We start from the raw sequence: 20,264 nt of genomic DNA, 5'->3' as shown, positions 1-20,264 counted from the left end.
ATGAAATGGCCTTGGAGTAAAAAGAAAGAAGAAAGAGGGCTTTATGAAGATTTAGTAGAACTGTATACTTTGCTTCAAACTACAATTACAGAAGATAATATTGATAGAGAAAAAGCAATGAACATTCCAACAGTTTCAGGATGTATAAGGCTTATTCAAGATACAGTTAAAACATGTCCTATAAAGTTATTTCATGAAGTAGAAGGAAAGGTTCAAGAGATTAAAGGTGATCCTAGGTTAAGTTTATTAAATGATGATACTAAAGATACTTTAAATGCTGCTCAGTTTTGGGAAGCTATGATTGAAGATTTTTACTTGGAAGGTAATAGTTATGCTTATATAAATAAGCAAAGGAATCAGATTAAGAGTCTTCACTATGTTGAAGAAAGTGCAGTAAGTATAAATTCAGGCATAGATCCTATATTTAAAGATTATGATATTTGGGTAAATGGTGAAATGTATAAGCCTTATGAATTCTTAAAGATAACTAGAAGAAGTAAAGATGGTGTAACTGGAAGAGGCATTTTAGAAACTAATAAAAAGATTCTTGCAGTTGCATATAATTCTTTAATTTATGAAAATATATTAGCTAAAACAGGAGGAAATAAGAAAGGTTTTATTAAGGCAGAAAGTAAACTTGATAGGCCAGCAATTAATGAGCTGAAGGAACAATGGAATAAGATGTATTCACAGAATAGTGAAAATTGTATTGTGCTTAATAAAGGCTTATCTTTTCAAGAAAGTGCAGCAACAAGTACTGGAATGCAGATGAATGAAAATAAAATAACTAATGCTGATGAAATATGCAAATTGTTTGTAGTACCTCCAACAATGCTTGGAGGAGATGGAAAAGCTAATGATAATGATTATGAAAAGTTTATAAAACTTGCAGTATTACCACTTTTAAGAGCAATACTAGCAGCCTTAAATAAGGACTTTCTTCTTGAAAAAGAAAAGAGTTCTTTTTATTTTGGGTTTGATGTTAAGGAGCTATTAAAAGGAGATATAGAAAAGAGATTTAGGGCTTATGAGATAGGAATTAAGAATAAAGATACTAACTATTAATGATGTTAGATATGAAGAGGATAGAGAGCCTATTGAGGCATTTAATGATACTGTGGTTTTAGGATTGAATGATGTACTTTATAACACTAAGACAGGAACTATTTATACACCTAATACTGATAAGACAAGTTCAATGAAGGGAGGTGAGAAAAAGAATGAGAGTGGAGATAAGGAATGATAGTGTTCTTATTGATGGTTATGTTAATGCAGTTGGTAGAGATAGTAAGCCTATACCATGTATTAATGGAAAGTTTATTGAACAGATAGAACCAAAGGCTTTTGATAAGGCTTTGAATAAAACTGATAATGTAGATCTTTTATTGAATCATGATGAAAGTAGAAAGCTTGGGTCAATTAAAGATGGTAATTTAGAACTATTTGAGGATAATATAGGGCTTAGAGCTGTTTGTACTATTACTGATAAAGATGTTATTGAGAAAGCTAAAAAAGGAGAGCTTAGAGGATGGAGCTTTGGGTTTACTGTAGATAAGGATAGATGGGAAGATACTAATAAAGGATATCAAAGGAGATATGTTGAGGATTTAGAGCTTTTTGAAGTTTCTATTTTGGATAATAGAAAGAATCCTGCTTATGCAGGGACTTCTATTGAGATGAGGGATGATAAGGAGATTATATCTGAGTGTAGAAGCTGTGATATAAAAGCTATAGTAATCGATCGAAGTCTAAAAGATAATATGAAATATTCTAAATATGAAAAAGAAATAGGATGTTTAAGAAATTATTAAGATGTTTAATTTTGAATATATGTTATAATCTGTTATTATGAAGTGTGAGAGGATAATAATATGAAGAAGCGATGGATTATTTATGGGATAATTGGAATATTATTTGGTATATTTGATTTTTATTATCAGGAATTTACTGAAAGATTAAATTATATCTTTAATAGGAACATCTTGGTATGGTTTATTGTAGCATGGGGGATTTGGTTAATTCCTGTAATCCCAATTGATTTTTATGAAGCAAAAACATTTAAAAATATTAAGCAACCTATAATAGCTAATATATTTATTTGGGTTATTGCTGTTTGTTCTTATTATATTTGGATACCTATAAAGTGGATTTTTATAGGACAACCATCTATGTCATTCATGCATATATCTAATTGTAATAATGAACATTACTTGGATAATTTAAAAAATACATTTTGGGGACTTATTACAGAAGATGCACCAGAATGGATTGTAGTTGCTATAGTTGGAGGAAGTGTTATTGGATTTCTTGTTGGTTTTTCATATATACATTTAAAAAGACAAAAGAATGAATAGAATTTTAAGGTTATAGAGATTTAGGTTTTATCTAAGTCTTTTTTCTTTACTCAAAATTAATAAAAGGAGGACATCAAATGTCAAAAACACTAAGAAAAATAAAAAGAATAGAATATAGAGCCTTACCAGAAGAAACAAAAGGCTTAGAAGAAAAAAGAAATGACTTATTAGAAGAAATGGAGGGATTAGTAAATAAAGCAAAATCAGAAGTTAGAGCATTAACAGAAGAAGAGGACACACGTTTTGATGAAATAAAAAAAGAAATAGAATCCATAGATAAAACCATAGAAAAAGAGGAGGAAACAAGATCATTAGCAGATAAGAAATTAGTTAAGAAAGAAAAGCAAAAAGAAGAAAGAAGCCAAGAGCAAATAAACAACGAAGAACTTAGAAGTATTTTTAAAGAAGAAAGAGAAGCAACACCTGCTATGAATACTGGAACGAATGAAGAAGGTGGTTATGTTATTAATACAGAACTATCAAAAGAAATTATTAAAGAAATCAAAGACAGAAGTGATGTATATAAGTTCTTCAATGGAACAACAGTAAAAGGAAACTACAAGATTCCTAAGAAAACATCCAATGGAAAAGCTGAGTGGATGGATGAAAATCCAGATAAAGATCCATCATCATCAATTCCAAAGTTAGAACTTATAGAACTAGGTCAAAATAGACTTTATAGAGAATCAGCAATTACTAAAAGTATGGTAAATGTTGAAGAGCTAGACTTACAAGGCTTTATAAAAGATGATATTGCAGATAGTATGACAGATGCAGTTGAAGATGCAATATTTAATGGAGATGGAAAGAAAAAGCCTACAGGAATTATTTCAGGAATTAAGAAGAAAAATCAAATATCGTTAGAAGGAAGAAATGTATTTACTATTGATGCCTTAAAGAAAGCAAAAGCAAAGCTTAAGCAGGCAGTAGTTAAAAAGGCTAAGTGGTTTATGAATAGTGATACTTTCTTAGAGTTAGATTTATTAAAAGATAGTATGGGAAGAAGTTTAATTCAGCCTGATCCAACAAGTGAAACTGGATATGTATTATTAGGACTTCCTGTAGTTTTAACTGATGCCTTAAAGTCACCAGAAGATGCAGGAGCAAATTGTTTAATAGTTTTAGCAACGCCTGCAGCTTATCACACTAACACACAAAATCAATTAGCTTTATATGTTTATACTGATTCTGCTTATACAAGAAAAGGGCTTATAGGCTATGGAGCAGATTTATACATGGATGGAAAGCCAAAGGATGATGGACAGGCAGCAGGAATTTATAATGTAGCAGAAGCGAAAGGGGCTTAATATGAAGTTTAGTGAAGTTACTATTGATGATTTAATAAGATACTGTAATGCATATGATGATGAAAGCACAAAAAAGGATATGAAAGTAATACTTGAAGGAGTTAAGTCTTATATCAAGTCATATACTGGCCTTAATGATGAGGAAGTAGATGAGATTGAAGATTTAACTCTTGTTTTATTAGTAATAAGTGCTGACATGTTTGATAATAGGGAATTTACTATTGAGAATAACAAAGTAAATTCTCTTTATAAATCAATTCTTGATATGCATAGTAGGAATTATTTATAGGTGATGTTATGTATACAATAGATCCAGGAGAATTTAAACATCCAATAGAAATACAAGAGCTGCAGGCAGTGAAAGTTAATAATATTGCTAGTGAAAAGTGGGTAAGTATCTTAGAAGCTAAAGCCAAGATAGCTAATATAAGTGGCAGAGAAATTCAGACAAGTGACAGCATTAATGCAGAATATAGCAAAAGGTTTATTATAAGATATCCAACAGGACTTAATATTGATACAGAGGACAGTAAAAGGTATAGAATTTTTTATAAGAATAGAGGTTATGATATTACTTATTTAAGTGATATTAAGGATTTAAATAAGTATTTAGAAATAGTTGTGAAAAGAATAAAATAATAGAGTTTATAGATTGAATAATAGGATAAAATTGTATATTATATAATTAAAATGTAAAGATAAAGAAGGGGTAAAATGAAAAAAATATATAATTTATTCTTATTGTTTTGTGGAATTTTTACAGCAGTAACTTTAGTTAGTTCTGTATGGCAGTTACTTGATGGACAAGAAAGTGATACTAATGCACATATATTAATAAGAGGGATATTTACACTTGTAGGAGTAGGGTTTTATGCATTATTTAAGTATATAAATATAAAAAATAAGTATATAAAAATACTTACTCAATATATAGTATCAGTAGCATTTATATTTATAGTTGTCTGGGGCATAGGATTCTTCGGAGAACTTTCAAAGAATGCTTATAGAGACGCTTTTTTTAATTGGAGTGGTGTTTTTGCATCAGTAGTTATAATAGACTTTATAGTTAAGAAAGTAAGGAAGAAACATAATATAGAGATAGAAAGTTGATGTGTTTAAAAGAACTATATTTTAGTTCTTTTTTTTGTTTAAAGAGGCAGAGATAATATGAGCTTAGAGATTAAAGGAATTAATAATTTAATTAGGAAACTTGATAATCTAACTAATATAAATACTGAACTTGTAATACAAGATGTATCAAAAGATATGGAGAGTGCTATAAAAGATGAAGCTAAAACATTTTCTAAAAGTTATGAGCATATTGGAAAATGTGAAGCAAGGAAGTATGGAAGAAGTGTTTTTATTGATGTTGGATTAAAGAATGAAGTTGCTCCTTGGGATAGTTGGAAAGAACTTTGGTACCACAATTGGGGATATAGGGATTTTGGACTTAATTTTCAAGGTACACCATATATACAAGTTCATAAAATGTGGTTTGATACTGCTGTTAAAAATGCAGAGTATGAAGTTAAGAAGAAATTGAAGAATAGAATTAAAGAAGAAATAAATAAAAACATAGGAAAGAGGTGATTCTATGTATGAGATTATAGGACAAGCTTTAGATAGTATAAACTTGGAGAATTTTTATATTTCTAAAGGAACTTATGAAGGTGAATGTGCTGTCTATACTTACATAGAATGGCCTTCTTATTATGCTGATAATACAAGGAAAGGAACTGAATATAGTATTCTTGTTAATGTTTATGCTGCAGCAGAAAATATAGAAAGTACAAAGGAAAAAGTTATAAAAGCATTAAATAATGCAGGAATAAAAGGAGGGAGAGTGCAGGAGCCAAGAAAAGAAAAAGAATTATACAATATTCCAATAAGTTTTAAGGCATTTAAGAGATAGACAGAGAAAGGAATGTGATGAACAAATGATGAATCCTCCAATTTGTAGAATGGGTGGTAAAAGCAGACTAAGAAAAACGATAATAGAAATGATACCAGAGCATACTTGCTATGTAGAATTATTTTTTGGAGCAGGATGGGTTTACTTTGGTAAAGAGGCAAGTAAGATTGAAGTTATTAATGATATAGATAAAGAGTTAGTAAATTTATTTAAAATGATAAAATGCCATGCTCCTGAGATAGAAAGAGTTTTAAAATATGAATTTTGTTCTAGAGATATATTTGAAATGTATAAGAAATGTGATATGGAAAGTCTTACAGAGATAGAAAGAGCTGTGAGATTTTTATATTTAATTAGCCAAAGCTTTGCAGGAAGGGGAAATAGTTTTGGATATGGAACAACTACAAAGCCATCACCACAGATATTTTATGATGGAGTGTTAGAAAATTTAAAGAATAGACTACGAAATACTTATGTTGAAAATAAAGATTTTGAAGTAATTATTGATAAATATGATAGAGAGCATACCTTTTTCTTTTGCGATCCTCCTTATTTTGAGTTAAGTGGATATGGTAATGAGTTTGGAGAAAAGGAGCATCTTTTATTAAGAGATAAATTAAAGAATTTAAAAGGAAAGTTTTTATTAACTATTAATGATCATCCTAAGGTAAGAGAATGGTATAAGGATTTTAATATTGAAGAAGTACAGGTTAATTATTCAGTTTGTAAGGAAAGCAAGGGGAGAGGTAAGTATAATGAACTTTTAATTAAAAATTTTAGATGACAAATTATGTAAAAAAGTAGTAAAATAGTATTGCGATTATTTTTATCAAAATGGAGGAGATTATGAAAAAAACTGAAGTTTTAATCGGTACTATTTTAATTGAGTTTTTTGTAATAATTAGTATTGCTATTGCAAATATTTTAGGAGGTAATGGTTTTTATTTATTTTATAATGTTGTTTATGGTTTAGTAATTAGTACATTGGTACCAATATTTATTGTATATAAAAAGCAAGAAACACTTTCTAGTATTGGTATTAAAAAGTTTGGGTTACGTCAAGCTTGTATAGTGGCTATATTTATAATTTTCTCAATAGGTGGCCAGTTCATTCCTATAGTGATTAATTCTGTGAATGTAGAATATGAATTATTAAAAGTCGGGTTACTTCCACTTATTATGACTACATTTTTTGAAGAGTTTTTATTTAGAGGATTTATGCAAACTAGACTTGAAAAAGCATATGGAAGTGTACTGGCTGTAATTTTATCAGGAATGGCTTTTTCAGTATATCATCTTGGATATCCGGGGTTTAGAAATGTTAATGATTTATTATTACTATATGCTGTAGGAATTGGGTTTGCATTGGCATATAAGTTATCAGGCAACAATCTTATTGTTTCATATTTAGTTAATCTGCCTAATGCACTTTTAACATATGTACTAAAATCTAAGCAGTTTCCTAAGTTTAATAGTAATACAATACCATTTGCTGCTATTACTATAATAATGATTGTAATTATTATGTATGTAACAGTAATAAAGTTAAGGAAAGAAGCTAATTAATAAAAGATTAATACAAGGGAACAGTTATTGTTCTCTTTTTTAATACAAAAAATAAGAAAGAAGGTAATTAATTGAGTAGAAAAAAGACAGGCTGTAGAAATTGTATGACAGCAAAACAAATAGTTAAAAATGGAGTGACGACTTTTGAAACTCCTGAAAAAATAGAAGATTTAGAAGAGGTTAAATATACATATAACTATGCAGAAGCATCTAACTATGCTGATAATAAGCAGAATATATACAAGAAAAAGAAAACGAGTGTTGATTTAGATTTAACATTTTCATCAATAGCCTTAAAAACAAGGGCACAACTTCAAGGAAAAGATTATGCAAATGGTGGAGCAGCTACTGGAACTGATGATAGGTCACAGCCAGTAGCTGTTTTATTTCAGGAAACTTATGATGATGGATCTTATGAAAATGTAGTTTTTTACAATGTTAAGCTTTATGAAAAAGATAGTGACCAAAAATCAGAAGGTGAAAATATTGAATTTACTTCACAAGGTTTTACAGGAAGAGGTTTATCTTTCAGTAATGATAAAATAACTAATAAGTTTGAATATAGAATGGATTCTGCTGATCCTAGTGTTGACAGGACTAAATTAGAAAACTTCTTTAAGTCAGTTCAATATTTTGAAGCAGCACAGGAAGAAACAAGTGATAGTGAAGTTTCTAAAACAGTAGCATAAACATAAAATAATTTTATGGAACTTTAGAAATAGGGTTCCTTTTTTCATGGAGGAGAATAAATGAATTTAACTAGAAAAGAAATTGAAGTAAGCATTGATGGTGAAGATTATATTATGGCTTTTGATAATAGATCTATTGCCACTTATAAGGAAATTATAGGTAAGCCTTTTACAAAAGGTTATGCTGAATTACTTCAAGGTGATGATGAGGCAGTTTTAGATTTTATAGCAAGTACCTTAAGAAGAAAGAGTGAGCCTGATAAACCTTTGGGAAAAGAAGTTTTAGAAGGAGATGTTTTATTCTTTTTAACTACACTTACCAATCATGTAGTTATCTTAATTTCGATGTCACTTCCTGATAAGCCAAAGAACTCAAAAAAAAGTAAAAGATGAAGAAGATATTGATTTAGATTTTATGTATTATGCCTATACAACTATCTTAGGAAAATCAGAAGAAGAGTTTTGGAGGGCCACACCTGCAAAGGTATATAAACAGCTTGAAATTCATAATGAAATAAATTCTCCTAAGGGTAGAAATTCAAGAAATAATAGTAGTTCAAGTGGGGAGACAGTAAGGCTTAAGGTTTTAGATTAACAAAGGAGGGAACATGAGTGATAGTGAATTAATTGTAACCATTGGTGCCAAGGATAATACAAGTACTGTAATTAGAAAGGTTAATAATGAATTAAAGTATCTTGATAAAGAATATGAACTTGCAAGAAAGAGTTCTAAGAACTTTGAAACTTCACAGGAAGGTATTAAAAAGAAATTAGAAACATTAAGTAGCAAGTATGAAGCAAATAGAATTAAACTTGATGCATATAAGAAGAAATTAATTGAGGTACAGGAGAATTTAACTAAGGAAAAAGAAAAGTTAGAGCAGTTAAAAATTGCACAAGGTGATAATGCAAAGGCTATTGAGAAAACAGAAGCTAATATAAGCAAGTATAATTCACAGCTTCATAATACTCAAAATAGTATAAAACTTACTGAAGCAGAAATGAGAAATTTAAATTCTGAAATAAATAATACAAGTCTTTCATTAGCTAACTTTAAGGTTAATCAGTTTAAAGAAAGTATGGAGCAGGTAGGACAGAAGGTTCAAGCTGCAGGTGAGAAAATTAAAGACTTTGGAAATGGGTTAAGTAGTGCAGGTACAGGGCTTATGAAGTTAAGCAGTCCTATAAATGCACTTTCTTTATATTCAACCAAAACAGCTGTTGATTTTGAACAGGCTATGGCAGATTTACAGGCAACTTCAGGAGCTACAGGAGATAACTTTGAGGCATTAAGGTTAAAGGCAGAAGAACTAGGGAGAGATACTTGTAAATCAGCAAATGACAGTGCAGCAGCTATGAAATACTTAGCATTAGCAGGATATGATAATAAACAAATTCTAGAGTCAACAGAGCCAATATTAAAAGCTTCAGTTGCTTGGGGAGCAGATATGGCAACAAGTGCAGATTTAGCAACGGATTCTATGTCTAGTTTAGGATTAACAACTGACCAATTAACACATTATTTAGATGTATGTTCTCAGGCTCAAAGAAGTTCTAATACTTCAGCAACTCAAATGATGGAAGCTTATATAGGTTGTGGTGGTACCTTAAGAGCTTTAAATATTCCTTTAGAAGAAAGTGCAACAATACTTGGAAGATTAGCAGACCAAGGTAAAAAGGGTTCGGAAGCAGGAGTAAGTTTAAATTCTGTTCTTGTCAATCTAACAGGGGGAAGCAGTAAGGCAAAAGGTGCAATGGATGAATTAGGAGTATCAGCTTGGGATAGTCAAGGGAATTTTATTGGACTAACTAATACATTAAAGATCCTTAAAGAAAGATTAGCAGCTTGTACTCAGGAGCAGAGGACAAACTTTGAAAGTGCAATAGGTGGAAAGACTCAGCTAGACACTTTAAATATGTTACTTAATGGACTAGGTTCACAATATGATACTTTAAGTGACAAGATAAATAATTGCAGTGGTGTTACTGAAGAAATGTATGACATTATGAATAACACAGCACAGGGAAATATTGAAAAGCTAAAATCTAAGTTAGAAGCCTTAGGAATACAGCTTGGTGAAAAGTTAATTCCAAAGGTTAATAATCTTATAGATAAGTTAAGGAATTTAATTGAATAGTTTAGTAATTTAGATGAAGGAACGCAAGAAACAATAATTAATATGGGACTTTTCACTTTAGCAGCAGGAGTTTCATTAAAAGCAGTTGGAAGTTTAACAAAAGGAATAGGTTCAATAGTCGGAGCAGCAGGAAAAGGTATTGAAAAGTTTAGTAAATTAATTAAGGTAACAGAAGGTGTTGGAGCAGCAAGTACAGCAGCCAGTGCAGGGGGAGTTGCAAAGCTTGGAATATCACTTGGTACTCTTGGAACTGCAGCACTTGGACTTGTGGCAGCTTATGCAGCAGTTGAAGGTATAATTGCAGTAGTTAATGCAGCATCAGAATTAAATAATAGTACCATGACAAAATCTATTGAAGAAATGTCGGCTTTGGAGGTGGCTATAGGAAAAATAACTGGTGCCACAATGTATTCAAAGGAAGAGCTTGAAAGCATGGGTGCAGTTTATAGTGATTGGAATGAAAATATAAGCAAAGATACAGGGGAAAGCCTTGAAATGATGGCAGGAAAGTTTAGAGATTTACAGCATAATATTGATTTAATTAATCTTGATGGAGTTGTAAGTGAGGAAGAAGTTAATAATATTTCAAATAGAACTAATGAACTATGTAATAACATTATAGAAGCAATTAACAATCATAAAGATCCTGCTTATCAAGCTATGTACAATTTATTTATTGGTGATGGAGCCATTGATGATGCAGAGCAGAAATTATTAGATTCTATTTCACAAAGTTCTAATGCTCAGATAGAGGAAGTTAAAAGAGGTCAGGAAGAAATACAAGCTATCTATGTTAAAGCAGCAGAAGAACATAGAGCAATTACTGAAGATGAACAAAGCAAGATAAGTGAAATACAAAGGTCATGGCAGGAAATTTCTTTAAAGAATTTAACTATGTCCCAAGAGGAATATGAAAGTGCAGTAAGTGATTTTACACAAAGGTGTGTAGCTTATAATACAGAAGGTTTAAGTGAGATAGTAAAGGCAGAGAAGGAGTCTCATAATGAATCACTCAAAGCTATAAAAGATAAATATGAAAAGTCCATAAGCATAGCACAGGAACAGCTTCCAAACTTAGAAGGACAAGCTAGAGAAGAGTGTGAAGCAAGAATTAATCAATATAAAGAAGCTTATAACACAGAACTTGAAAATGAAAATAAGTTGTATGAAGGAAAGATGAATATATGTAATACAAAATATCCTGAACTTATGGAGCTTATTAATCAGTATACAGGTGAAGAACTCCAAAGGGGAGAAGCTCATAAGCAGGAAATGCTTGAAACTCTGAAATCTCAATATGATAATTTAAGTTCAATTACTGAAAGTGGATGGTACACAATGTACAATACAACAAATGATTCACTTCAAAACATAGCAGTAAGAGTTGATGAAACTACAGGAGAAATAACAGGAATTTATGATACTTTTTCAGGTAATGTTGGAGCTTATACAAATGACATAGCAAGTGATGTGACGAACATAGCTGACCAACATAATGTAACTAATTCACAGGTTAAAAATGCTTTAAATGATATGGCTAATAATACAATAAACGCTTCAGGACAAATATGTGATGCTGATGGAAGAGTTATTGGAAGCCTTCAAGGAGTAAAAGAAAATGCTGATGGTACAAGATGTGGAATTTTAAATTTAAATGGAACTCCAATTCAAATAAAAAGTAATGCAGATGGAACTATAAGAGATGTGCAAAATGTCCAAAATGCCATAAGAAACATTCCAGGCTCTAAGACAGTAACAATTAAAACATTATTTGAAGCTATAGGAAATGGAGTTAAAAGTTTATTTGGTTTTGCTAATGGTACAGATAATGCACCTCCAGGAGTAGCTTTTGTTGCAGAAGAAGGGCAGGAACTTATACTTGATGGAAGGCGAGCATTATTAACAGGAAATTCAGGGCCACAGCTTTATAATTTTAAAGGTGAAGAAAAAGTTATTACAGCACCAGAGACAAAGAAATTATTATCTAAACAAGTAAACGGAGGCTTCTTCAATCAAAATAGTTCCTTAAGTAAACAGCTAATTAATAATACAACAAATAACTATAATAATTCATATTCTAATGATTTTAATATGAATGCTATAGCTAAAATGATAGCAGAAGCAACAGCTGCAGCAGTTTCAAATGCTATGAGTAATATAACACTTAAGAGCAATGTTTATTTTAATGAAAATGCTTTAGCAGATAGAATTGGAGGAAAGCTTGCAGCCACAAGGAGGCGAATAAGGTGATTGTAAATAATATTGATATAAAAACTTATGGAGCAAGTGTTAGTAATAAGTTAATTCAGCCTTCAGAGATTGATATTAAGAAAAGTAAAGTAGGTAATATTTATAATCAATTGTCTAGTAAAGTAGGATTTAAGAAAATAACCATTAAAATATTATTTGAAGCCATAGACAGGAATACAGCATATAAAAATATTTCGAATTTTATGGCTAATTTTATTGATGAAGTAGATATTAAATTTAATAATTTGGAGCATTACTTTCATGTTTATTTAACAAGTTCTTCAATAGATGATACTGAATTTGATGAATGGCTTTATTTAAATCTTGAACTTGATGGATATGAGTATGGGGAAGAAGTAGTTGAGGTAATGGATGGGGTAACTGAGAAAACTATTTTTGTTAAAGGAAATATGCCAACACCTTGTATTATTGAAATTACGCCAAAGGCTGATTTAAGTGAGGTGATATTAAAAGGATTTGGTGATGATTCTATTGTTGTAAGGAACTTGGTTAAGGGAAATACAGTAGTGATTGATGGAGTTACGGGAAAGGTTACTTGTAATGGGATTAATAAATTTGGAGAAGTGGATATGTGGGAATTTCCAAGGTTAAAAGTAGGTGAAAATAAGGTCATTTTTGATAAGAATTTATTTAATTTAAAAATAAAATATGTAAAGAAATATATTTAAGGAACAATCTGATATGAAAATATTGTAATATTTTTAAATTAAAGGTTATAATAAGACTTAAAGGGGTGAGATGTATTTATTGTGGAGAGGATAAAAAGGCATCAAGAGAACATATTATTTCTTCTTCTGTATTAGACCTTTTTCCAGAGTGTTTCATTACAATTGATAATTCAAGAGGTAATGCTTATATGAGTGATCCTGTAATAAAAGATGTTTGTGAAGATTGCAATAATAAGGTAATTTCATATATTGATACATATGCTAAAAAAATAATTTCTAAGTATTTTATTCAAAAGTATAAAAAAGATGATGTGATAAATTTTAATTATGATTATACATTATTACAAAAAATGCTTTTAAAATTTGCATTTAATGATTTACGTTCAAGAAAAGATGATATAAGTTTTTTTGATAAAAATAAGTTAGACTTTTTAATGAATGAAAGTAGGAGGGAATCATTAAGAAATATAACTATATTAGCTGGGATAGCTGTTAATACTTCCCCCGTACCTGATTATATATTTGGTAATAATAAAATTAGGTGGTCTAAGAATCCTGCTCTCCTTTCAAATAGTATTATTCAAAATATTGATTATTGTACGGGTCAAATTAGAAGTAGAGAGGGAATGGAGTTACAAAAATTTAAAAAAATGAATTTTAGCTATTTGTTTAGATTTAATAGTGGGCAATTCATATTAATATGTTGGGATGATAATATATTAGATGAGGAGCTGAAAAATAATAATATTATATTAGAGAATCAATATCCATATACAATTTTAACTAATAAGAATAATAGTACAATATCAAGATGTACAAGTGAAATAACATATCATTCAGAAAATTTAATTGATGTAGTATGGGGACAGGAGCTTTTTGATCAAATTAGTTATATGCGAGGAACATTTTCAGAAAAAAGTCAAGAGGCTATGAGAAGTATAGAAAGGCTTTGGGAAGAAGAGAAGAAACTTGCTGAAGAACATCCAAGAAAATAATTATATATATTTAAAAGTGGTACAAGTAGTGCTGCTTTTTTTATACGAAAAATTAAGGAGATGATTAAATGTTAAATATAAAAGAAAGTATAAACCTAATAGGAGAAAGTAAAATAAAAAATGAAACAGCAGTCTACATGACAGCCACAGTAACAACCGATTCAAGTGGAACACCTACAGTAGTTACAAATGTTTTGAATGAAGAATTATATAAAGGAAATAGAAAAGAATGCAGGGCAGACATAAGCAGCTTTACTGATAATGTTTATGAAATTCAGGATAGAATTTTTGGAGAAAATACAGAAGAAACTAAGGAGGAAGCAGAAGTTGAAGCTAACTAATAATGTAATAGTAAATAGCATAGAAGCACTTAAGAATTTATCATGCAAGGAGCTTGATGTTAAGACAAGTTTTAAGATAGCTAAGAATATAAAAGTTATAGATGAAATAAGTAATATCTTTGTCAAGGAAAAGAGAAAGCTTGTAAGTAAATATGGTACTAAAGATAAAGATGGAAATTTAAAAGTAGATGATAATGGAGTTGCAGAAATAGATAAAGATAATATGCCAGAATGGAATAAATCTTATGCAGATATTTTAGAAATAGAAAATGACATAGCTATTGAAAAGATAAAATTAAGTGATTTAGATATTAAAGTTTCAGCACAGGAGCTTTTAGCAATTGAATATATGATTGAAGAATAGAATGCATAAAATCAAAGTGAAGGGAGGGCAATATTGTTACAACTTTACGACAAAGATCATAAGAAGATGGAAGGGTTAATTAAATATGAAGATTACAAGATAGAAAGTGTGTTAAGTACTGGCGACAAAACACTTTCTTTTTTATATCCCAAAAATGCTTCAGAAAACATTGAGCTTGAGGGTTATATTAGAAATAAAACAGATGAATTTGTTATAAAAGAAATTTCTAATTATGATGATGACTATATTTCAGTATTATCTAAAATGAATGTTGAAACTTTAGAAGGCAAAGAATGGGATAGGTTTGAGACTGTGGAACAAACAGTGAAAGACTCCTTAAACCTCGCTTGTGCAGGAACAGGATGGACAGTAACTTTAATAGATAATATCAAGAAAAAGAGAACTGTAAGAAAGACAGCTTGTTCGACCTGGGATATTATTGGAGCAATTAAAGATACATATAGAGTTGAATTGATTTTTGACAGCTTAAATAAAGTAATAAAAGTTTATGAGAAGATTGGTGAAGATAGGGGAGTTTATTTTATGGACTCCCTAAATCTTATTAATTTAGAGTATAACAATGATACAAATGATTATTACACAAGGATAAGAGCTGAAGGAAAAGATGGTTTAACTCTTGATGGCAAGGGATATTTAGAAAATTATCAGTATTCTAATAAAGTTAAAACTCTTTACTGGAAAGATGAAAGATACACTATCTTAGAAGATTTAAAAGAAGATGCAGCTGCAAAGTTAGAGGAGCTGTCTAAACCTAAAAAATCATATAGATGTGCTATCGAAGATTTGGCGAAGATCAATGAAGAAGAGTATGGAATTTTAGATTTTAATTTAGGGGATATAATCACTTTAATTTCTAAGAAAGATAGATTTAGAGATAAGCAGAGAATAGTAAAAATAATAGAATATCCTGACGAGCCAGAGAATAATGAATGTGAGTTATCTAATACAATGGCATCTTTTGAAGATATACAGAAAGAAGCAAAGGGAGTATATGAAACAGTAGATAATATAACAAGTGATGATGGCACCATAGCTGAAAGTGCCATAAAAGATGTGGTGAATCATATTGTTATAGATAAAGTTGATATCAATAGTTTAAATGCAGTAAGTGCCAGGGTAGGAAATTTAGAAGCAACAAGTGCAACTATTAATGATTTAAAAGTATTTCAAGCTGATATTAATAAATTAGCAGCAACTAAGGCTGATATAACAGATTTAAATGCAGCTAATGCTAAGATTGGAGTTTTAGAGAGCAGCACTGCATTAATAAATAATTTACTTGCAGGAAATATAACTGCAGATATGACACAGACAATTCATCTGACAGGAAAGAATGTTGTTATTGATGAAGGCATTATAAAAAGTGCCATGATAGAAAGCTTAGATGTAGGGAAGATTAATGCAGGCATAATTTCAACAGATAAGTTTGCAATAAAATCTAACTTAGGCGGCATAGAAATTGCAGGTGAAACACAGCAGTGGAGAGATGAAAAGGGCAATGTAAGAATGATTGCAGGAAGGGATTTAAATAATAAATTTATCTTTGGAGTATTTGATGAAACTGGACAAGGAACTTTAATAGATTCTACTGGAGTTAAAGAAAAGGCTTTAGCTGATGGAATTATTAAAGATCGTATGATTAATAATAATGAAATTAGTGGAAACAAGATAAATATTGATAGCCTTATTACTGAAATTAATAGTAATGACACAAGTACTATAAAGTCTACAAAAGTATTTCTTAATGAGGATGGCCAAACATTAGATTTAGCATTTAAGAAGGTTTCAACAAGTTTATCTGAAGTGAAAGAAATCACAAATGCACTACAAACTGAAGTTAGTGTTCATCAGGGAAAGATAGAAGGATTAATAAAAATACTACCATAACTGATAATGGTACATCAGTAAATTTAAAAGATGATTATATATCATTAAAGGCAACTGTTAATGGCATAAATTCAACAGTGGCTTCAGTTAATAGTTCTTTAAGCTCATTGAATAGTAAAGTCACTACAAATGAAACAAGCATAGAGCAGCTTAATAAATCTATAAAGTTAAAGGTAGAAAGCAGTGATGTCATAAATTCAATTAAAGAGATAAATTTGAATTCACCTAATTATATAAAGAATGGCTGCTTTTTAAATGAATATGACAATTGGGATGAAACACTAGAGGAAGATTCCACTAAAAATATAGTTGATAGTACAAGTGGATATAAGAAAGCTTTTAAGATTGTAACTAATGGGAATGACCAGAACATAGTGCAGGAAACAGAAATTCTTCCTTCTGATACGGTTTATACAGCCAGTACTTATTGTTATGTTGAAAAAGGAATAGCTTCCTTAGTAATAAAATTATTAAATACAAGTGGTAAATATGAAACTTATGAGGTTAAGTCATCAGGTCTTGGATGGCAGTGGCTTGAATTAACTTTTACAACAAAAAGCACTAAAGCAGTAAGTTTATATTTAGGAAACTGGCAGAACGGAACTACAAGCTTTGGAACTTACTATTTTACAGCAGTAAGTATTGTTAAAGGGATGTACAGAAATGATTGGCAGGAAAGTTCAACTTATATTAATACAAGTTTATCTAATCTGAATATTGAAAAGAATAAGATAACAGCAAGAGTAAGCAGTGTAGAAACGAAAACTACAAGTATAAATAATAATGTAAGCAGCTTAACAACAAGAGTTACTTCAGCAGAGCAGGAAATAACTCCATCAAGTATTGTTGCTAAAGTAACATCAGGTATAACAGGGGGAAGTCCTTTAAGTACAACAGCTTGGAAGCTAGAAAAGAACAATTTTAGTATATACAATGGTGCTTTTAATATTTATAACAGCAAAAACGTGAAAGTCTTTTATATAGATACTTCTGGAAATGCAAATACCAGAGGTAATTTTTATAATTATGACAGCAATAATGTTCTAAGAGCTTCAATAACTAATAAAAAGCTTAATATGTACAATGAAAGTGGCAGTTATATTGGAGGATTAGGAAGTAACCAGTATGTTGGTGATAGCAGTATAAAAGGTTTAACTATGGATCTTGATATGGGTGGCAAATATATTTCTTTTGCTATAAAACAATCATCAAGTTCTAATACTTATAATACTGTTTTTGCTTATCATAGGGCAGGCAGTTTTGCCACAGAAGGGTTAAATGGATATGCTAATTTTGATATGCATGGCTATAACATAACTAATACAGGAAATTTGATAGAATCCAATTATATAAAGGCAATGGACTGGATAAGTAATGATGGGACAGGAGGGACTAATTATATTAGAGTTACTGTAAATAGAACATCTAATCAATTTTTGAGAGGAATAACAACTTGGGCATCTGATGCAAGGCTGAAATTTAATATAAATGATACAAAAGTTAATGCACTTGATGAAATAAGTAAGTTTAAGCATAGGCAGTTTAACTGGAGAGAGGATGGAAAACATCAGGATATAGGATATATTGCACAGGAGCTTGAAAAGATTAATCCTGATTATGTATTCAAGGTTAAACAAGTTAATGGAGATTTTATATATCAGATAAGACCTGAAATGATTATTCCTGTTTTATCAAAAGCAATACAGGAGCTTAAAGAAGAAAATGATATTTTAAATAAAAAAATTAATGCAGTAAGTAGGGAAGTTTAAAGGCTTCTCTATTTTTATATAAAGGTTTAGGAGGTGGCATATGGATCAAATAAAAGGATCTATAGCAATAATAGGAACAATATTTACATGGTTATTTGGAGCTTGGGATATGGCTTTAATAGTTCTAATTTCATTTATGTTTTTGGATTATATAACAGGGCTAATAAAAGGATGGAATAACAAAAGTCTTAGTTCAAATATTGCATCAAAAGGAATAGCAAGGAAGTCTTTAATATTTATTGTGCTTATAGTAGCAGTACTTTTAGATAGGCTTTTAAATACAGGAACATGGGTATTTAGAACTCTAGTATGCTATTTCTACATAGCTAATGAAGGAATAAGCCTTTTAGAAAATTGTGCAGAGCTTGGAGTACCAATTCCAGATAAGATTAAAGAAACTTTGGTGCAGTTAAAGAGCAATGAGGAAAATAAAAAAATAGAAGAATAAAAAACATAAGAATATTTAAAGACAATAGTAATCTTGAAATAAAACTATTGTCTTATTTTTATAGGAAAGAGGTTTTAATATGAAAATTAATTTAGATATGGGACATACAGTAAGTGGAGCAGATACAGGAGCAGTTGGATGTGGAAGAAAAGAACAGGATTGTACAAGAGAAAAAGGGTATAAGGTAAAGGAAAAGTTAGAAGCTTTGGGTCATAGTGTTTGTATATGTAGTGTTGATAGTGCAGAAACAGTAAATGAAAGTTTGTCAGCAAGAGTTAATAAAGCTAATGCAAATGGAGGAGATCTTTATGTATCAATACATTTAAATGCAGGAGGTGGATATGGTACAGAAGTTTATACATATCAAGGAAAAGAATTAAGTGAAGCAAGGAATGTATTAAATAATATATGTAATTTGGGTTATAGAAACAGAGGGATAAAGGGAGCTAATCTTTATGTTATAAATCATACCAAGATGCCTGCTATGCTTATTGAGTGTTGCTTTATAGATTCAAATGATGATATGAGAAGATATAATGCTGAAGATATAGCAAATGCAATTGTAAAAGGATTGGTGGGTGAAGCAAGTAATAGTACAGCTAATATTAAGGTTAATGAAAGTAATTCAAAACCAAGTAGTGATTGGGTAAGAAGATTGCAGGAGGAGTGTAATAGACAGGGATTTTCTAATCAAGTTGTGGATGGGATTCCTGGACCTAATACTTTGGAAGGGTGTCCTACTTTAAGGTATGGAGCTAGAGGGAATATTACTAAATTACTTCAAGAAAGGTTAGTTGAATTAGGATATGATATCAATTTGGTTGATGGCATTTTTGGTGAGAACACAAAATGGTCAATATCTTTATACCAAGAAAATAATGGGTTAATTAAAGATGGAATAGTTGGAAAAGGTACATGGAGTAAATTGGGTGTTGGCAATTATAAACAAAAATAAAGAGCGTAAAAGAAAAAACATTTAAAAAAAGACTAAAATGGAAAAAAAAGTTTGAAAAAAGTTGTGAGTTTTGCTAAAATGAAAAAGAATTCAAAAGATATTGGTAATTACTAGTATATTATTAGGAGGTAAATAATGAAAAAAAGTTTTATTAACTATAATAGTGCATTTTTACTTGAATAATTTTACAGTTGAAAAAAAAGCAAACTTTAATAAGCTATTTTTAATGACTCAAAAATTTCTTCTATAGGCCTACCGTTTGCGGCAGCATCATAAATATATCTAACTTTAGATTTTTCTAAATCCTTCTTTGCAGCTTTATAGCCACTATTAAAGTGATGGCAATCAGTAGAATACATTTTGCAATACGTATAATTTACTAACATTATTACTAAATATCTATTGATACTTTTTTCACTTCTAACTTGATAGCCATCTAGTCCTAAGTAGGTTTTACAATCTCTAAAAAATGGTTCAATAGCCCAACGGTCTGTATATTGAGTTAAGATGTCTAATGGTTCTAATGAAGTATCTAGTGAAATAAAAGTTTTTAATGCTCCATCATTTTGAAAAGCATCT

25 protein-coding genes and 1 pseudogene are annotated in these 20,264 nt (G+C 30.1%); 25 read left to right on the top strand and 1 reads right to left on the bottom strand.

The features are described from left to right. From BM384_RS04135 to BM384_RS04020, 25 genes are all read left to right on the top strand, one after another. Positions 1-1,065, top strand: coding sequence for a phage portal protein (locus tag BM384_RS04135; RefSeq protein WP_242945948.1), 1,065 nt, complete (start codon positions 1-3; stop codon positions 1,063-1,065). Positions 1,066-1,117: 52 nt separating this feature from the next. Then, a complete protein-coding gene (locus tag BM384_RS18470; RefSeq protein WP_278280891.1) occupies positions 1,118-1,243 on the top strand; it encodes a hypothetical protein in 126 nt (41 codons plus the stop codon). Then, positions 1,221-1,811 carry an HK97 family phage prohead protease gene (locus BM384_RS04130; RefSeq protein ID WP_090011355.1) on the top strand — a complete coding sequence of 197 codons (591 nt, stop codon included), beginning with the start codon at positions 1,221-1,223 and terminating at the stop codon, positions 1,809-1,811. Before BM384_RS18470 ends, BM384_RS04130 begins: the two co-directional genes overlap by 23 nt. A 60-nt stretch (positions 1,812-1,871) precedes the next feature. Then, positions 1,872-2,354 carry a hypothetical protein gene (locus BM384_RS04125; protein WP_090011353.1) on the top strand — a complete coding sequence of 161 codons (483 nt, stop codon included), beginning with the start codon at positions 1,872-1,874 and terminating at the stop codon, positions 2,352-2,354. 77 nt (positions 2,355-2,431) lie between these two features. Beyond that, positions 2,432-3,661 carry a phage major capsid protein gene (locus tag BM384_RS04120; protein ID WP_090011351.1) on the top strand — a complete coding sequence of 410 codons (1,230 nt, stop codon included), beginning with the start codon at positions 2,432-2,434 and terminating at the stop codon, positions 3,659-3,661. Position 3,662: 1 nt separating this feature from the next. Continuing rightward, positions 3,663-3,950 (top strand): head-tail connector protein, encoded by a 288-nt coding sequence (locus BM384_RS04115; protein WP_090011349.1) that lies wholly within the window; start codon positions 3,663-3,665, stop codon positions 3,948-3,950. 8 nt (positions 3,951-3,958) lie between these two features. Beyond that, complete coding sequence (locus BM384_RS04110) at positions 3,959-4,300, top strand: head-tail adaptor protein (protein WP_090011347.1); 342 nt, start codon at positions 3,959-3,961, stop codon at positions 4,298-4,300. Between the two features lie 75 nt (positions 4,301-4,375). Next, positions 4,376-4,771 (top strand): DUF6608 family protein, encoded by a 396-nt coding sequence (locus BM384_RS04105; RefSeq protein ID WP_090011345.1) that lies wholly within the window; start codon positions 4,376-4,378, stop codon positions 4,769-4,771. Between the two features lie 57 nt (positions 4,772-4,828). Beyond that, the gene (locus tag BM384_RS04100; protein WP_090011343.1) at positions 4,829-5,251 is read left to right on the top strand and encodes a hypothetical protein; all 423 of its coding nucleotides are present in this window, start codon (positions 4,829-4,831) and stop codon (positions 5,249-5,251) included. Positions 5,252-5,255: 4 nt separating this feature from the next. Next, entirely contained in the window at positions 5,256-5,573 is a 318-nt protein-coding gene (locus tag BM384_RS04095; protein ID WP_090011341.1) for a hypothetical protein, read from the top strand. Between the two features lie 25 nt (positions 5,574-5,598). Then, positions 5,599-6,357 (top strand): DNA adenine methylase, encoded by a 759-nt coding sequence (locus tag BM384_RS04090; protein ID WP_090011339.1) that lies wholly within the window; start codon positions 5,599-5,601, stop codon positions 6,355-6,357. Positions 6,358-6,419: 62 nt separating this feature from the next. After that, the gene (locus BM384_RS04085; protein ID WP_090011337.1) at positions 6,420-7,139 is read left to right on the top strand and encodes a CPBP family intramembrane glutamic endopeptidase; all 720 of its coding nucleotides are present in this window, start codon (positions 6,420-6,422) and stop codon (positions 7,137-7,139) included. A gap of 71 nt (positions 7,140-7,210) precedes the next feature. Then, entirely contained in the window at positions 7,211-7,828 is a 618-nt protein-coding gene (locus BM384_RS04080; RefSeq protein ID WP_242945947.1) for a major tail protein, read from the top strand. A gap of 60 nt (positions 7,829-7,888) precedes the next feature. Next, on the top strand, positions 7,889-8,221 hold the full coding sequence (locus BM384_RS04075; RefSeq protein ID WP_090011335.1) for a hypothetical protein: 333 nt from the start codon (positions 7,889-7,891) through the stop codon (positions 8,219-8,221). Positions 8,222-8,243: 22 nt separating this feature from the next. Beyond that, positions 8,244-8,423, top strand: coding sequence for a hypothetical protein (locus tag BM384_RS04070; RefSeq protein WP_090011333.1), 180 nt, complete (start codon positions 8,244-8,246; stop codon positions 8,421-8,423). Positions 8,424-8,436: 13 nt separating this feature from the next. Continuing rightward, positions 8,437-9,966 (top strand): phage tail tape measure protein, encoded by a 1,530-nt coding sequence (locus BM384_RS04065; protein WP_090011331.1) that lies wholly within the window; start codon positions 8,437-8,439, stop codon positions 9,964-9,966. Between the two features lie 42 nt (positions 9,967-10,008). After that, a complete protein-coding gene (locus tag BM384_RS04060) occupies positions 10,009-12,216 on the top strand; it encodes a coiled-coil domain-containing protein (RefSeq protein WP_090011329.1) in 2,208 nt (735 codons plus the stop codon). Further along, complete coding sequence (locus BM384_RS04055) at positions 12,213-12,905, top strand: phage distal tail protein (RefSeq protein ID WP_090011327.1); 693 nt, start codon at positions 12,213-12,215, stop codon at positions 12,903-12,905. Before BM384_RS04060 ends, BM384_RS04055 begins: the two co-directional genes overlap by 4 nt. A gap of 65 nt (positions 12,906-12,970) precedes the next feature. After that, entirely contained in the window at positions 12,971-13,900 is a 930-nt protein-coding gene (locus BM384_RS04050; RefSeq protein WP_090011325.1) for a hypothetical protein, read from the top strand. 68 nt (positions 13,901-13,968) lie between these two features. Further along, complete coding sequence (locus BM384_RS04045) at positions 13,969-14,241, top strand: hypothetical protein (RefSeq protein WP_090011323.1); 273 nt, start codon at positions 13,969-13,971, stop codon at positions 14,239-14,241. Then, positions 14,228-14,605: a hypothetical protein gene (locus BM384_RS04040; RefSeq protein WP_090011321.1), complete on the top strand. Its 378-nt coding sequence runs from the start codon at positions 14,228-14,230 to the stop codon at positions 14,603-14,605. The genes BM384_RS04045 and BM384_RS04040 overlap by 14 nt, the downstream gene beginning before the upstream one ends. A 33-nt stretch (positions 14,606-14,638) precedes the next feature. Beyond that, positions 14,639-16,513, top strand: coding sequence for a phage tail protein (locus BM384_RS04035; RefSeq protein WP_090011320.1), 1,875 nt, complete (start codon positions 14,639-14,641; stop codon positions 16,511-16,513). A gap of 77 nt (positions 16,514-16,590) precedes the next feature. Next, positions 16,591-18,282: a tail fiber domain-containing protein gene (locus BM384_RS04030; protein WP_090011318.1), complete on the top strand. Its 1,692-nt coding sequence runs from the start codon at positions 16,591-16,593 to the stop codon at positions 18,280-18,282. 40 nt (positions 18,283-18,322) lie between these two features. Then, on the top strand, positions 18,323-18,730 hold the full coding sequence (locus tag BM384_RS04025; protein ID WP_090011316.1) for a phage holin family protein: 408 nt from the start codon (positions 18,323-18,325) through the stop codon (positions 18,728-18,730). A 79-nt stretch (positions 18,731-18,809) separates the two neighbouring features. After that, positions 18,810-19,685, top strand: a complete 876-nt coding sequence (locus BM384_RS04020; protein ID WP_090011314.1) for an N-acetylmuramoyl-L-alanine amidase — start codon at positions 18,810-18,812, stop codon at positions 19,683-19,685. A gap of 209 nt (positions 19,686-19,894) precedes the next feature. Here BM384_RS04020 and BM384_RS04015 read toward each other — a convergent pair. Continuing rightward, a pseudogene (locus tag BM384_RS04015) lies at positions 19,895-20,264 on the bottom strand (IS701 family transposase); the annotation flags it as partial.

Origin of the sequence: Clostridium sp. DSM 8431, from assembly GCF_900116755.1 — a bacterium.
Taxonomy (GTDB): Bacteria; Bacillota; Clostridia; order Clostridiales; family Clostridiaceae; genus Clostridium.
Note: the sequence above shows the minus strand (reverse complement) of the source record. Positions and strands in the feature narration are given on the sequence as shown.

Excerpts from the sequence above, each read along its gene's own strand:
- BM384_RS04110 (WP_090011347.1), top strand. The coding sequence starts at position 3,959 with ATGTATACAATAGATCCAGGAGAATTTAAACATCCAATAGAAATACAA.
- BM384_RS04025 (WP_090011316.1), top strand. The coding sequence starts at position 18,323 with ATGGATCAAATAAAAGGATCTATAGCAATAATAGGAACAATATTTACA.
- BM384_RS04045 (WP_090011323.1), top strand. The coding sequence starts at position 13,969 with ATGTTAAATATAAAAGAAAGTATAAACCTAATAGGAGAAAGTAAAATA.
- BM384_RS04065 (WP_090011331.1), top strand. The coding sequence starts at position 8,437 with ATGAGTGATAGTGAATTAATTGTAACCATTGGTGCCAAGGATAATACA.
- BM384_RS04095 (WP_090011341.1), top strand. The coding sequence starts at position 5,256 with ATGTATGAGATTATAGGACAAGCTTTAGATAGTATAAACTTGGAGAAT.
- BM384_RS04125 (WP_090011353.1), top strand. The coding sequence starts at position 1,872 with ATGAAGAAGCGATGGATTATTTATGGGATAATTGGAATATTATTTGGT.
- BM384_RS04135 (WP_242945948.1), top strand. The coding sequence starts at position 1 with ATGAAATGGCCTTGGAGTAAAAAGAAAGAAGAAAGAGGGCTTTATGAA.
- BM384_RS04120 (WP_090011351.1), top strand. The coding sequence starts at position 2,432 with ATGTCAAAAACACTAAGAAAAATAAAAAGAATAGAATATAGAGCCTTA.
- BM384_RS04130 (WP_090011355.1), top strand. The coding sequence starts at position 1,221 with ATGAGAGTGGAGATAAGGAATGATAGTGTTCTTATTGATGGTTATGTT.
- BM384_RS04075 (WP_090011335.1), top strand. The coding sequence starts at position 7,889 with ATGAATTTAACTAGAAAAGAAATTGAAGTAAGCATTGATGGTGAAGAT.
- BM384_RS04105 (WP_090011345.1), top strand. The coding sequence starts at position 4,376 with ATGAAAAAAATATATAATTTATTCTTATTGTTTTGTGGAATTTTTACA.
- BM384_RS04090 (WP_090011339.1), top strand. The coding sequence starts at position 5,599 with ATGATGAATCCTCCAATTTGTAGAATGGGTGGTAAAAGCAGACTAAGA.
- BM384_RS04060 (WP_090011329.1), top strand. The coding sequence starts at position 10,009 with ATGGGACTTTTCACTTTAGCAGCAGGAGTTTCATTAAAAGCAGTTGGA.
- BM384_RS04115 (WP_090011349.1), top strand. The coding sequence starts at position 3,663 with ATGAAGTTTAGTGAAGTTACTATTGATGATTTAATAAGATACTGTAAT.
- BM384_RS04085 (WP_090011337.1), top strand. The coding sequence starts at position 6,420 with ATGAAAAAAACTGAAGTTTTAATCGGTACTATTTTAATTGAGTTTTTT.
- BM384_RS04070 (WP_090011333.1), top strand. The coding sequence starts at position 8,244 with ATGTATTATGCCTATACAACTATCTTAGGAAAATCAGAAGAAGAGTTT.
- BM384_RS04020 (WP_090011314.1), top strand. The coding sequence starts at position 18,810 with ATGAAAATTAATTTAGATATGGGACATACAGTAAGTGGAGCAGATACA.
- BM384_RS04100 (WP_090011343.1), top strand. The coding sequence starts at position 4,829 with ATGAGCTTAGAGATTAAAGGAATTAATAATTTAATTAGGAAACTTGAT.